We start from the raw sequence: 12,742 nt of genomic DNA on the forward strand, positions 1-12,742 counted from the left end.
ACAAAATGGCAATTGCCCGGCCTTGTCAGGGCTTATGCCGGCACAGTAGCCGTAAAGATCACTGCTTTCTCTCCACTGGTGAATTGTACCTGAGTACCCGCTTTGGCCAGCAATGCCTCCCCTTTACCGAGTGCGATCTTATCATTACCTGCTGTAGCTTCGGCACTGCCCTCATACACGAAATAAATATCGGCGGTAGTAGCCGTTACCGTAACTGGTGCGCCAGCAGTAACGTTCAATCTGTGTAATTCAAAATCATTGACCGGCGTAAGGAACACCTCTTCTCCTGCCACCCTTCCGGGCGTTCCCTTGATCACGGTAGGTACAATGGGCTCAAAACGCACATGCTTCATCAGTTCAGGCACATCAATGTGCTTATTGGTCAGGCCGCCCCGCAATACATTGTCCGAATTGGCCATGATCTCCATATTCTGTCCTTCCAGGTAGGCATGCAGGATACCGGCATCCTGGAAGATAGCCTCCCCGGGATGAAGGTTCACCACGTTGAACAGGTAGATGGAAAAGATACCCCGGTCTATGCGGCCAGGTTCACAGAAAGTATTGAAGGCACGGGCAGCCCAGAAATCCTCCTGCTCTTTTTTCAAAGCTCCTTTTTCATACAACAGCAGTATACGGTCCAGCAAAGGCTGCAGGTGATGATTCACCGTCTGCTGGTCCATCTCCATTACGGTCTTATACAAAGCTGCATAGTCGCCTTCTCCAAATACAGGCAACAGGAACTGCAATTCCGGTGTTTGCTGCAATACTTTCCGGAGTCTGCCGGCAGGCTTAAATCCATGCAGCAGCCAGAAATCACTCAGCGCCAGCATGAGTTCGGGCTTGTGGTTATCATCTTTATAATTCCTGTTGGGGGCATTCAGTGCTACCCCTTGTTTATTTTCTGCAGCAAAAGCGGCTACCGCGGCTTGCTTTTCAGGATGCACCTGGATAGACAGCATGTCTTTTACATCCAGCACTTTCAACAGGTAAGGCAACCTGCCAAAGCGGTCATTGACCGTATTGCCCAATAAAGCAGCAGGGGCCTGTGCCACCCACTCATTCAATGCCTGCTTTTGTCCATTGGCGCCGATCAGGTCGGCAGGCGCATTGACATGGGCGCCCATCCAGTATTCAGCAAATGGCTTGTTGTCCGGGTTACTTTGTCCCAATAAAGCGGGAATAAATTGTGACCCTCCCCATGTATACGGTTGAACCTTTCCCTGTAGCTTGCTTATTTTTGTACTATTGTCCATAATCCTGTTTAAGGGCACAATAATACAAAAAGCTTGTCATGGCCCGACACAATGAGACCGGTAAAAAGGGAGAACTATTGGCTGCCGACTACCTGCAACAGCAGGGATTCACCATCCTGCACAGCAACTGGCGCCACCAGCGATATGAAATAGATATTATCGCCACACGAGGCGATATCCTTCATTTCATTGAGGTAAAGACGCGCCAATCGCTTTCCTATGGATTGCCGGAAGAAAGTGTTACCCACAAAAAAATAAGGAGTATTGTTACGGCTGGCGTTGCTTTCCAGTACCAGTATCCTGCCTGGAAACGGGTGCAATACGATGTGCTCTCCATCGTGATCACCGGTCAGGAGACGCCCGAGTACCTCTTTATTGAGGACGTATATTTGTAAAACAAAGAATACAGAATTTAGCATTCAGTATACAGAAGAGGGGATTTTAGTACCATGGGAGCCTTTCGGGCGCCGGCTTCTGCATTCTGGCTCCTGTATTCTGTATTCTCTTTATATTGCACTTATTTCACACATCTAACCCAGGTAATAACAGATGGCTTTCAATCTTCGCTCATTCAAAAAGATCATGCTTGCCAATCGCTCGGCATTCAGGCGCTTTCTTACCAAACTGGAAAACAATCCACCGCGGGGCCTGGATCAACTGGCTGCCCGAACGGATATAGAAGTATGGAAGGAAATGGATTGCCTGGCCTGCGCTAATTGCTGCAAGACGATGAGCCCTACTTTTACGCAGGTAGACATTAAACGTATTGCCCGTCACCTGGACATGTCGGCCGATGAGTTCCGCAAGAAGTGGCTGTACAAAGACCGCAACGGAGATTGGATCAATAAACAACAGCCCTGCCAGTTCCTCAACCTGAAGGACAATAAGTGTTCCATCTATGAAGTACGTCCCCGCGACTGCTCCGGCTTTCCGCATCACACCAAACGGCATATGACCGAATACATGCACGTGTTCAAACAAAATGTGGAATACTGTCCGGCCACCTATAAGTTGGTGGAGAAGATGATCGATAAGGTAAATTCCAAATAAAGCAATTAGTTAGAATCTTTAGCAGTTAGCGGAGCAAAGGCGCTAAAAGCTAACTCCTAAAAGCTAATTCCTGTTTTACCATGTGGGAACCATATAAAAAAGGATTCAGGGCTTTTCTGCAACTGGAGAGATCGCTGTCCGACAACTCTGTGGAAGCCTATGGCCGTGATATTGACAAGCTAACCCAGTTCCTGCAGCAAGCCGGCATAGAGAAAAACCCGGCCGCCATTGAATTGGACGACCTGCTGAAATTCATCAGGTGGGTAGCAGAGTTGGGTATGACAGCCACCTCCCAGGCCAGGATCATTTCCGGCATACGGGCTTTTTATAAGTACTGCTCCCTCGAACAGATCGTGACCAATGACCCCACCGTTTTACTGGAAGCGCCCAAACTAAAACGCGCATTGCCCGATGTACTGGGTGTAGAAGAGATTGAAAGTATTATTGAACAAATAGACCTTAGCAAGCCAGAAGGCGGACGCAACAAAGCCATCCTCGAAACCATGTACAGTTGTGGTCTGCGGGTGAGCGAAGTGGTGAATCTAAAAATATCTCAACTATACCTCGATGTAGGTTTTATCCGTGTGGTGGGCAAGGGCGACAAGGAACGGCTGGTGCCCATTGGGTCATCCGCTTCCAAATACATCACCATCTACCGCAATGACATCCGGGTGCATATGCCCATTAAAAAGGGACAGGAAGATATTCTATTCCTCAACCGGCGGGGCAGTAAACTTACCCGCGTCATGATCTTCCTGCTATTGAAAGACCTGGTAAAGAAAGCCGGAATTACGAAGAATATTTCACCTCATACATTCCGGCATTCTTTTGCCACACACCTGGTAGAAGGAGGCGCCGACCTGCGTGCCGTACAGGAAATGCTGGGCCATGAAAGTATTACCACCACGGAAATCTATACCCACCTCGACCGGGATTTCCTGCGCGATACGCTGCAGCGCTTTCATCCGGCATTTAAGTAAGGCGCTAGCGGTTAGGAGTTAGGTATTAGCTGTTAGGCGTTAGCTGTTAGCAGAAAATCGTCAAGCTGCGCCTCTTTACTGCAATAACACTTTAGCCTGGTATACCTTCTTCTCCCCCACCTTTGAGAGGCGCAACCAATACACTCCCCTGCTCCAGGTGGATTGCGTAGGCACATTAACTAATTGCGATTTTTGCTCCACCTGCAAGGCCTGTATATGTACCAGCCGGCCGGCAGCATCGATCAGCTCCATTTTATATTCGCCGGTTTGATCCAGGTTCAAACTAATGTTAAAAGCACTGCCAGGCGCTACCGGATTGGGATAGATGCGTACATCTTTTTTAGTGGGCAGCCATTCGTTGATCTCCCGTTTTACTCTCTCAAGTTTGGTTACGCGGGTAGTGATCCGCAGTCCCCCAACCCTATCTGTGCGACACACACGTGAATAAGATCTTACTTCTACAGGCTTTAGCGTTTGCGCCTCAGGCTTCACCATGATCTTATACAAGTTGCCGTTATTTACAGGTAATTCGTACTCATTGGTCTCATATCCTATAGCGCTAATCACCAATATAACTTTGCCCTTTTTACCCGGCGCCACCAGGTTAAAGCTGCCCGATCCATCAGCAGATATCCCGGACTTAGCTCCCTTTACCTTTATGGAAGCAAAACTCACCGGCTGGCCCGTACTGTCATCCAGTATCTCTCCGGAGATCCGCCTATCCGGGATAATCACAGCAGCAACGCCACCAAAAACGATGTCTTTATCCTTATCCGTATTATTTCCTCCCCGCACAATTTCCTTTGGCGGATCGCTTTTCCTGGTTTGTGCTACTGCTGCATTGCCAGTCAACAGAAAGGTAGCGACCACCATATTCCAGGCATAGCGGAAAGAGAACGCAGGCCTGACTTTCTTCTCCGCATAGGTTTTATCCAACTGATCATTATTAAAACGGCCACAGACCGAAGTCGTGGCACGGGAAATATGATCGAGTATTTGCTGGTCACTCATGAGGGTGAAATCGACTACCGTTTTCTGGCAGGACATACAATGACGGCCTTGTTCATTGGGCGTCATTTGTTGCCAGTTTTCATGACAGGGGTCGGGGATGTTCAGGTGTACAGGTGTAGCCATAAACAGGAGGTTTTATGTATAGATGCGGGGAAGAAGGAAATTGCATAAACGAGGTGAGAGACGTTAGGAATTAGCTATTAGGCGTTAGGTTTTAGCTAATACCTAACGCCTAATACCTAACACCTTCTTGCTTCTCTACTTCGTTTTGATCAGGAATTCTATATCCTTGTCAATAGACAAGATCAGTAAACAGGTAGCGGTACAAAAAACAGGACTGGTAATGCAATGGTGACCATTCCAGCTGCCATCGCCATTCTGAATCTGTACCAGGCGGCCACTCATTTTTTCATACCAGCTCTTCCAATCATTGTTATCTCCAATGATCAATGATTCACCTGTCATGAGGTAGCTCAGGAATTCTTCTCCTCCATTATTACCAAAGCCTGTCATTACATTATTTTCCTGCGCCTTGGAAGCTGCCGCGCCGCGTATCTTATAGGCCGTAGCGTACTTCTGTGCTTCTGTTTTACTGAGGCCGGCTTTTTCCAGGTTGGTTTCATTCACTTCTGCTTGCTGATCCAGCGTGCCTTCTTTTTTGGCTTTGTCTATCGTTTCTTTTGCTACCCTTGATTCTTGGGCGCTCGCCCTGGCAGAACTGCTCACGGAATACAACATTACGCCAGCTGCTTTACCTGTTACTGCTGAATTGGTCTTCACATCATAATTCTGCTTCTGGTAGCTCCTGGATCTGTCCAATACTTTATCATCTACTTTGGCGCCCATATCTCTGGCTCCTTCCAGTGCATTGTTGGCCAACGCCGATTGAAGTACAGGCGCCCAGCCACCATCTTTCCAACCGCCATCGTTATCCTGCGCCTGCTGTATCTTCCCCACACATTTTTGCAGGGCATTGCTTACCTGGTCTTTTAGCGAATTATTCTTACCCATGTAGTGAAGCGCATTGCTGAAGAACTGCGCCGTGAGGATCACATCAATATTTTTTCCCAGCTTGGTTTGCGGTTGTGTGTTGGTGAGGGTAGTGATGTTCACCATTTGAGCAGGCGTATTATCAACTGCGTTTAACAGGAACGTAACCGCTTTCTTCAACTGCGCCGCATGACTGCCATCAAAGGGCTTTTCATCGGTACGCAATAAAGCCATGCCCACGAGGGCAGTGGTAGCAGGGTCGGCTTCTACGGCATGTGGATCAAACTCATTCTGCCGCGCATGTGTACCGGCGCCCCAACCTCCATTTTGTTGTTGCGCCTGCATCAGCCAGCTGAGCCCGCTGCGCAGGGAAGCATCTATCAGTTTACTATTAACCATTACTTGGCTCGTATCGAAGGGGGCAAGCCCGGTAAGCGTCAGGAACACACAGGCTTTTTCAGGCGTAGCACAGGCTACCACCGGTTTGATTGGCTTGTTATTTTCATAACGGGGAACAAAAGCTACGAGAGCAATGCATACGACTACCGTACACAATAACAGGAGCACCATTGGCTTGGATTGTTGTGTCATGGCCACGATGTATTTGGTGAAGGAAAAATGTTTTACCGGCGGACATTTCCATGTAGTGGGAACGCCCGCCTGTAAAACCCTGAGATGTGGCCACCTTACTGTTTACACAATTTGCCGTTAATATCTTTTGTTAAATTTATAAGTACGTAATCTTACTACTCCCCATAACAAGCAGATAATTATTGAAATGGGTTGGAGAATTTAGGGTCTATAAACAGGCTTTGATCTGTCAGCGTTTTCAGGAAAGCAATCGCATTGGCCTTATCCGTTTCCGTCAAAGAACCCTTATAACCACCGTTGGGAATCTGGATACCCCTATTGGGATGCGCTTTCGCTCCTACCCTGTAATGCTCCATTACTTCTTCCAGCGTTTTAAACCTGCCATCATGCATATAGGGAGCCGTGAGATCGATATTCCTTAACGTGGGGATCTTGAAAGTGCCCTGGTCTTTGGCAAGGCCCGTCAATTCACCAATGCCTTTATCTGCATAATTTTCATCCAGTGCATTGTTGGAGCCATTGCCTGTATTTTCCCCTGAATTGTCGGCAATAAAGAAAGTAGGGTTCTGACGCGGAAATACCGTGGAGAGATCGCTATGGCACTCCACACAATTTAATCGCTGCAATACTACCAGCCCGGCCTTCTCCTGGGCTGTGAAATTGGCCAGGTTGGTAGCAAGCCCCTGATCATACTTTGAATTGAAAGAAGTGATCGAGCGAAGAAATTGCGCCAGCGCTTGGGATATCCTGTCCGAATTGATATCCGTAGTTCCAAAAGCAGCGTTGAACAGCGCAGGATAATAAGTAATGCCTCGTAGTTTGGTCTCCAGTGCTCCCAAAGAAGGTATGCCCATTTCAATATGGTCTTGTATGGGCATCAATACCTGCGTTTCCAGGTCGGCTGCCCGCAGGTTCCAGAACATTTTTTTGGCTTTAAAGAACCGGAGGTTCACGACCGGCATCGAGTTTCTCCTGGTGAGGCCACCCGCAAACCCTTTGGAAAAAGCTTCCCCATCCGTAAACGCTTTGTCCTGGTGATGACAGGAAGCGCAGGAAATAGTATTGTTGGCAGAAAGCGACTTGTCGTAAAAAAGCACCCGCCCCAGCGTAGCGCCATGGTTGGTAACCGCATTGCCTGCGGGCATATTGTCTACGCCGGGATGGTTGTCGAGGTAATTCCGGAGGTAAACAGGCATGCCGGCCGTTCCGTTTACATAGTCGTAAGGCGTAGCAGGCAGGCTGGGACCTTCGCCATTACCTGGCGGGTCGTTTTTTCCCGGGTCATCGATCGGCTTGCTGCACGATTCTACAATAAAGACCATCAGGGCAATACCAGCCATGATGAATAAAAGAATCCTGGTTTTCATTTTTCAAGCGGCTATTATGTTTACAAAATGGTTTGCAGGAGTATAACCTGCTATGTATAAACACGCCTTGAACAATATACCCTTATGCCTTGTCAAAAACGGCGTCACCTGCCCCGGTCACCCCCTTCACGCATTGCCCCGGAAAAGACAGTCCTAGCTCCTGAAACCCAGCATTTTGGGTTCCTGATATTTACACATTCCGTTAAAGTATCTTTTACTAATTTTATCAGCCAGTGGCCTTCCTTAAAAACATACACGACAATGCCCTGCCAGACAAAGACCTGGTAGACCTATTTAAATCTTCCGGTGATCTGGAAGTGTTGGCCATTCTGTTTCAACGTTATATGGACCTTTTGTATGGCGTATGCCTCAAGTACCTGAAAGAGCCGGAGACTGCCAAAGATGCTGTTATGCAGGTATTTGAGGAGCTGGTACAGAAGTTGCCCAAACACCAGGTAGACAATTTCAAGAGCTGGCTGTACACCCTGGCCAAGAATTACTGCCTGATGCAGCTCAGAACACCCAAAAATCTGAAAACCACTGAATTTAACCCCGACAGTATGCAATCCGGGGAAGAAACGCATCTGAATGGTGTAATGCTGAAGGAGGAAAATCTCCAGAAAATGGAGCGCTGCCTGGAAACCCTGTCAGCAGAACAAAAAGTGAGTGTGGAGCTGTTTTACCTGCAAAATAAATGTTACAAAGAAATTGCAGATATAACAGGGTTGGATTGGAATAAAGTGCGCAGTTACATACAAAATGGACGAAGAAACCTGAAAATTTGTATGGAAAAAACAGAAGAAGTCGATAAGTTGATAAAAATAAAAAGTTAGTCGTTCATTCATGCCCGGCACCGACCATATAACACAGTATTCAGCAGCAGATATCCAACGATACCTGGATGGCAAGATGTTGCCTGCTGAGATGCATGCCCTGGAACAGGCCGCGCTGGATGACCCATTCCTGGCTGATGCCATGGAAGGCATGCAGCAAACACTCACGCAACACAGCAGCTCCCTCATAGATACGCATCTGCAGGACCTACGCCAACAACTCGATGAAAGGACGCGCAAAGAATCAAAGGCGGCGCCGGTGATCGCTTTCCGCTGGTGGCAGGTAGCCGCAGCGGCAGTAGTGGTGGTGACCGGTAGTTTGTGGGGGTATAATTATTTCCTACAGGAAAAAAATGTATCTGCAATAGACCACCAGCTGGTCGTAGCCAAGCAGGAATCATACAGGAACACTACCCCGCCTGCAGCTTCGGCAACAGTACCTGAAACGGCAGCTCCGGCAGCAGCTGATAGCAACATCCTGGCCGACGGCTCGGCTGTGGCACCGGAATCGAATACCAATAATAGTCTAACGCAGAAGGAAGAAAAAGCGATTCCATCGCCGGACTATAAACTAACAAAGAAGGCGCCCATCGTGGTAAAGAAGCAGTACGCCTTTACACCCGATAGTACCAGTTCCTGGAAGGCAAATGCAAGCGCAATGGACAAGGTGACTAGCAACTACAGCTTATCGGAAAGCAAAATAGATAGCACCAGGCTGAATATGGCGCTTCGTCAGCTAAAAAAGGACAATGCCATTGTTACCAATAATAACAAGCTTTCCGATAACAATGCCAGTAAGGTTTATAACTACAGCAATAGCCTGGACAAAGCCATTAAAAATAAGGTGGTTGATTATGAGCAGATCGTCATCGCCAAAACTGCCAGGGATACCACTGGATTGGGATTCTACACCAAGCCGCGTGAGCAGGAAATGAACCGGTCGCGCAAGGAATTGTCTGAAAGGCAGGCTAAAAAGAACCCCGACGCCTTACTGAGTGGCTTTATCAGTGGCAAGGTAACTGATCAGGCCAACAACCCGTTGTCCAATGCCCTACTGCGGGTAGACAACAATAACAAGGTTTTCTATACCGATCAGCAAGGGCTATTCAAAATACCTGTCAAAGATTCTGTAGTGAATGTGGCCGTTGGCTATACCGGCTATTACTCACAGAACTTACAGTTACAAAATAATACCGATAACAATATTGCGCTTAACCAACTGGGCGTAAAAGCACCTAATCCGCAGTTAAACGATGCCCTAAAGGGCACGGTACAAGGTATAGCCGTAGAAGGAAAGGATTCAGATGATAGGGCAAAGGCTGTTTCTCTTAGCCGCGTCGATGTAGATCTGGCTGCGGCTGCTGTACAGCCCCAATATGGCTGGCTGAAATACCAGCAATACCTGGAAAAGAACAAAAGGCTCCCTGCCGGTACGCCCGAAGCAACAGGCACCGTAGTAGTTTCCTTCCAGGTGACTAAAAAAGGAACCTTGTCTGATTTCAAGATAGAGCAATCCCTGGGCAAAGTATATGATGAGGAAGCCATCCGCCTTATCAAGGCCGGTCCTTCCTGGAAACTCACCCGGGGCCGCAAGGCAAAAGCTACTGTACAGGTACAATTCTAACCTTTTGTATAACTAAACTTTCTTCACTGGTATTATCGGTTACCTTTGCGAAAATTAATTGCCATGCGCAAAATCATCAACGTATTAGCTATCACGCTCATTACAGCGTATGCCGGTCATGCACAGTTAAAAACCCCGGCGCCTTCTCCTACACAAAACATTAAACAAGACTTTGGACTGGCCAACATTGAATTGTCCTATTCCCGCCCTGTTATGAAAGGCCGTAAGATCATGGGCGATCTGGTTCCTTATGGAAAGGTATGGCGTACCGGAGCCAACCAGGCTACTACCCTCACCTTTGGTGATGAGGTAATCATTGGTGGCACCAAAGTACCCGCCGGGAAATATGGTCTCGTAAGCATTCCCGAAGCCGGCAGCTGGACATTTATCATTACCAAACAACTGGACATTACTTCTCCCGCAGCTTACAAGCAGGAGAATGATGTAGTAAGGGTAAAAGTAAAGCCCGTTTTGGTAAGTACTGCTGCTGAATCTTTCACCATGCAATTTGTGAATGTAAAATCCAGCTCCTGCGAATTGCAGTTGCAATGGGATAAGACAGTGGTAAAGCTGCCGATCAAGACCGACGTCGACACCAGGATCATGGCACAGATCGACGAGCAGATCAATGGCTCAGGCGACGAAGCCAAGAAGCCTTACTTCAATGCAGCGCTCTATTACCTGGAAAATGGTAAAGACCTGAATAAGGCCCTCGAATGGTTTACCAAAGCGGCAGACCAGAACCCTAAAGCTTTCTGGGTATTGCACCAAAAGGCCAATTGCGAGGCTAAGCTGGGCAAAAAGACCGACGCCATCGCCAGCGCCAAAAAATCCATTGAACTGGCCACAGAGGCTAAGAACGATGATTACGTGGCACTGAACAAGAAGCTGATCGCTAAATTGACAGCTCCCGCTCCTCCCAAGGCGCCAGCCAAGGGATAAGAAGTCCGGAAGTCTGGTAAAATACAAAGTCCGTAAGTAGATCAACACTTACGGACTTCTCTTTTTATATTGAATGAATACTTCTTGTTCTGTATTCTGTATTCTTACTCCGCCGGCTCCTGCTGGCTCAGGCAATGGAAGCTGCCAAGGCCCCAGATGATCTCCGTAGAGTCAATCCCCACCACTTTACGGTCAGGAAAACATTCCTGGATGATCTGTAAAGCCTTATCATCCTTATCACATTGGAAAGTAGGCACGATCACCGATTTATTCGCAATATAGAAATTGGCATAGGAGGCCGGTAAGCGCTGGTCATCATACACCACCGCATCAGGCATGGGCAACTCCACAATGTTCAGTTGCTTGCCATTCAACAGGCGCATGCCCTTCAACTGTTTCAGGTTATGCTGCAGCAGGTCGTAGTTCTCATCCTGCTTATTGTCTTCTATTACTGTCAATACAGTGTCTTCATTTACAAACCGAACGGTATCATCAATATGGCCATCCGTATCATCACCAATAATGCCTTCATCTACCCATAGTATTTGTTCAACACCGTAATAATTGACCAGGTATTCTTCTATCTGCTGCTGGTTCAGGTGTGGATTGCGGTTGGGATTGAGCAGGCAGGCCGTTGAGGTAAGGAGCGTGCCTTTACCATTGAATTCTACCGAGCCGCCTTCCATCACAATACCGGGATGATATACCGGCAAGTTAAATGCTTTACCGATCAAGGTAGGGATCACATCATCCAGGTCGAATGGCGGATACTTATTACCCCAGGCATTATAACCCCAGTCCACAATCACCTTCTTTATATCAGCTTTCGGATTGATCAAAAACGCCGGACCATGGTCCCTGCACCAGGCATCATTCGTGGGATGGATATAAAACTCCACCTGGCTCAGATCGGCGCCGGCTTCGCGGATGTATTTAAGCGCGAATGCCTGCATCGCTTCATCGGCCACATTAATGCGTACCTTTTCACTGAGTGCCAGTTCCCGGATGAATAAGCTGTAATAGGGATAAATAGCATCGATTTTCCCCGGCCAGCTTGCTTCCTTATGTGGCCAGCTAAGCCAGGTAGCTACATGCGGTGCAAATTCTGCGGGGAAATAATAACCTAAGCTTTTAGGCGTAGTTGATTCCATTACAAGTTTAATATCAGTTCTGAATAGATTAGTCCTCGTCAATAAACCGTTTAGTGATCGACTGGTAAGAGTCGATACGACGGTCGCGCAAGAAAGGCCAGTGCGTGCGGTAACGATCTGTTTTTGCCAGATCCAGTTCCAGTACGGTTACTTCTTCCTGGTCGTGTGATGCCTTGTACAGCAATGTGCCAAATGGATTGGACACAAAAGAACCTCCCCAGAATTTCATAGCGCCATTTTGTTCCAGGCCCACCCTGTTCACACTCACTACGTGTACCCCGTTGGCCACCGCATGACTGCGCTGAATGGTTTGCCAGGCATTGTATTGCTCTGTATTGGTAGCTTCATCCTGCGCCGTGGCCCAGCCAATAGCTGTAGGATAGAACAGTATCTCGGCACCCATCAATGAAGTAATACGGGCTGCTTCAGGATACCATTGATCCCAACAGATCAGCACCCCAAAAGTGGCAAACTTAGTTTTGAATACTTTGTAACCGAGATCACCGGGTGTGAAGTAAAACTTCTCGTAATAAGCCGGATCATCGGGAATATGCATCTTGCGGTATTTGCCGAGGTAGCTGCCATCGGCATCCAGCACAGCGGTTGTATTGTGGTAAATACCCTGCGTTCTTTTTTCAAATAATGAAGCAATGATCACCACCCCGGCTTCTGCTGCCACTTTACCCAGCGCTTCGGTAGAAGGGCCTGGAATGGGCTCAGCCAGTTTGAAGTTGTCATAATCTTCCACATCACAGAAATAGAGTGATGTAAACAATTCCTGCAGGCACACGATCTGCGCACCTTTGGCGGCCGCTTCCTTTACTTTTTCGATCGCCTTTTGCAGGTTCTCTTCCTTGTTTGCGGTGCAACTCATTTGCACCAATCCTACTTTTACTGTTGACATGTTAGCTCCGTTAAAAATGAAGTGCAAAAATAGTTTATTAGCCGGG

12 protein-coding genes are annotated in these 12,742 nt (G+C 47.8%); 6 read left to right on the forward strand and 6 right to left on the reverse strand.

What is annotated here, in order from left to right; genetic code table 11:
- Positions 1-32: 32 nt before the first annotated feature.
- Positions 33-1,253, reverse strand: coding sequence for a mannose-6-phosphate isomerase, class I (gene manA / locus D3H65_RS14210; protein ID WP_119050943.1), 1,221 nt, complete (start codon positions 1,251-1,253; stop codon positions 33-35).
- 38 nt (positions 1,254-1,291) lie between these two features.
- Here manA and D3H65_RS14215 point away from each other — a divergent pair, with 38 nt between their 5' ends.
- The 3 genes from D3H65_RS14215 to xerD all read left to right on the forward strand — a co-directional run bounded on the left by D3H65_RS14215 (position 1,292) and on the right by xerD (position 3,283).
- On the forward strand, positions 1,292-1,648 hold the full coding sequence (locus D3H65_RS14215) for a YraN family protein (RefSeq protein ID WP_119050944.1): 357 nt from the start codon (positions 1,292-1,294) through the stop codon (positions 1,646-1,648).
- A 154-nt stretch (positions 1,649-1,802) separates the two neighbouring features.
- Positions 1,803-2,303, forward strand: coding sequence for a YkgJ family cysteine cluster protein (locus tag D3H65_RS14220; RefSeq protein ID WP_119050945.1), 501 nt, complete (start codon positions 1,803-1,805; stop codon positions 2,301-2,303).
- 80 nt (positions 2,304-2,383) lie between these two features.
- On the forward strand, positions 2,384-3,283 hold the full coding sequence (xerD, locus tag D3H65_RS14225) for a site-specific tyrosine recombinase XerD (RefSeq protein WP_119050946.1): 900 nt from the start codon (positions 2,384-2,386) through the stop codon (positions 3,281-3,283).
- Positions 3,284-3,358: 75 nt separating this feature from the next.
- Here xerD and D3H65_RS14230 read toward each other — a convergent pair whose 3' ends face one another.
- The 3 genes from D3H65_RS14230 to D3H65_RS14240 form a co-directional block, all read right to left on the reverse strand.
- Complete coding sequence (locus D3H65_RS14230) at positions 3,359-4,417, reverse strand: carboxypeptidase-like regulatory domain-containing protein (protein ID WP_119050947.1); 1,059 nt, start codon at positions 4,415-4,417, stop codon at positions 3,359-3,361.
- Between the two features lie 135 nt (positions 4,418-4,552).
- Entirely contained in the window at positions 4,553-5,875 is a 1,323-nt protein-coding gene (locus tag D3H65_RS14235; protein ID WP_162915627.1) for a prenyltransferase/squalene oxidase repeat-containing protein, read from the reverse strand.
- Between the two features lie 179 nt (positions 5,876-6,054).
- The gene (locus D3H65_RS14240) at positions 6,055-7,242 is read right to left on the reverse strand and encodes a cytochrome-c peroxidase (RefSeq protein ID WP_211345685.1); all 1,188 of its coding nucleotides are present in this window, start codon (positions 7,240-7,242) and stop codon (positions 6,055-6,057) included.
- Positions 7,243-7,475: 233 nt separating this feature from the next.
- On the opposite strand from D3H65_RS14240, the gene D3H65_RS14245 reads away from it, so the two are divergent.
- The 3 genes from D3H65_RS14245 to D3H65_RS14255 all read left to right on the forward strand — a co-directional run bounded on the left by D3H65_RS14245 (position 7,476) and on the right by D3H65_RS14255 (position 10,641).
- Positions 7,476-8,075: an RNA polymerase sigma factor gene (locus tag D3H65_RS14245; RefSeq protein WP_119050949.1), complete on the forward strand. Its 600-nt coding sequence runs from the start codon at positions 7,476-7,478 to the stop codon at positions 8,073-8,075.
- Between the two features lie 10 nt (positions 8,076-8,085).
- Positions 8,086-9,699 (forward strand): carboxypeptidase-like regulatory domain-containing protein, encoded by a 1,614-nt coding sequence (locus tag D3H65_RS14250; RefSeq protein ID WP_119050950.1) that lies wholly within the window; start codon positions 8,086-8,088, stop codon positions 9,697-9,699.
- Between the two features lie 63 nt (positions 9,700-9,762).
- The gene (locus tag D3H65_RS14255; RefSeq protein ID WP_119050951.1) at positions 9,763-10,641 is read left to right on the forward strand and encodes a DUF2911 domain-containing protein; all 879 of its coding nucleotides are present in this window, start codon (positions 9,763-9,765) and stop codon (positions 10,639-10,641) included.
- Between the two features lie 104 nt (positions 10,642-10,745).
- Here the strand turns inward: D3H65_RS14255 and D3H65_RS14260 are convergent, their stop codons facing one another.
- Both D3H65_RS14260 and D3H65_RS14265 read right to left on the reverse strand, forming a co-directional pair.
- The gene (locus D3H65_RS14260; RefSeq protein ID WP_119050952.1) at positions 10,746-11,792 is read right to left on the reverse strand and encodes an agmatine deiminase family protein; all 1,047 of its coding nucleotides are present in this window, start codon (positions 11,790-11,792) and stop codon (positions 10,746-10,748) included.
- A gap of 28 nt (positions 11,793-11,820) precedes the next feature.
- A complete protein-coding gene (locus D3H65_RS14265; protein WP_119050953.1) occupies positions 11,821-12,696 on the reverse strand; it encodes a carbon-nitrogen hydrolase in 876 nt (291 codons plus the stop codon).
- Positions 12,697-12,742 lie beyond the last annotated feature (46 nt).

Origin of the sequence: Paraflavitalea soli, assembly GCF_003555545.1 — a bacterium.
GTDB lineage: Bacteria > Bacteroidota > Bacteroidia > Chitinophagales > Chitinophagaceae > Paraflavitalea > Paraflavitalea soli.

Bases quoted from the DNA above. Each gene is read 5' to 3' on its own strand.
- D3H65_RS14215 (WP_119050944.1), top strand. From the start codon at position 1,292: ATGGCCCGACACAATGAGACCGGTAAAAAGGGAGAACTATTGGCTGCC.
- D3H65_RS14230 (WP_119050947.1), bottom strand. From the start codon at position 4,417: ATGGCTACACCTGTACACCTGAACATCCCCGACCCCTGTCATGAAAAC.
- D3H65_RS14265 (WP_119050953.1), bottom strand. From the start codon at position 12,696: ATGTCAACAGTAAAAGTAGGATTGGTGCAAATGAGTTGCACCGCAAAC.
- D3H65_RS14250 (WP_119050950.1), top strand. From the start codon at position 8,086: ATGCCCGGCACCGACCATATAACACAGTATTCAGCAGCAGATATCCAA.
- D3H65_RS14240 (WP_211345685.1), bottom strand. From the start codon at position 7,242: ATGAAAACCAGGATTCTTTTATTCATCATGGCTGGTATTGCCCTGATG.
- manA (WP_119050943.1), bottom strand. From the start codon at position 1,253: ATGGACAATAGTACAAAAATAAGCAAGCTACAGGGAAAGGTTCAACCG.
- D3H65_RS14255 (WP_119050951.1), top strand. From the start codon at position 9,763: ATGCGCAAAATCATCAACGTATTAGCTATCACGCTCATTACAGCGTAT.
- D3H65_RS14260 (WP_119050952.1), bottom strand. From the start codon at position 11,792: ATGGAATCAACTACGCCTAAAAGCTTAGGTTATTATTTCCCCGCAGAA.
- D3H65_RS14220 (WP_119050945.1), top strand. From the start codon at position 1,803: ATGGCTTTCAATCTTCGCTCATTCAAAAAGATCATGCTTGCCAATCGC.
- D3H65_RS14235 (WP_162915627.1), bottom strand. From the start codon at position 5,875: ATGACACAACAATCCAAGCCAATGGTGCTCCTGTTATTGTGTACGGTA.
- xerD (WP_119050946.1), top strand. From the start codon at position 2,384: ATGTGGGAACCATATAAAAAAGGATTCAGGGCTTTTCTGCAACTGGAG.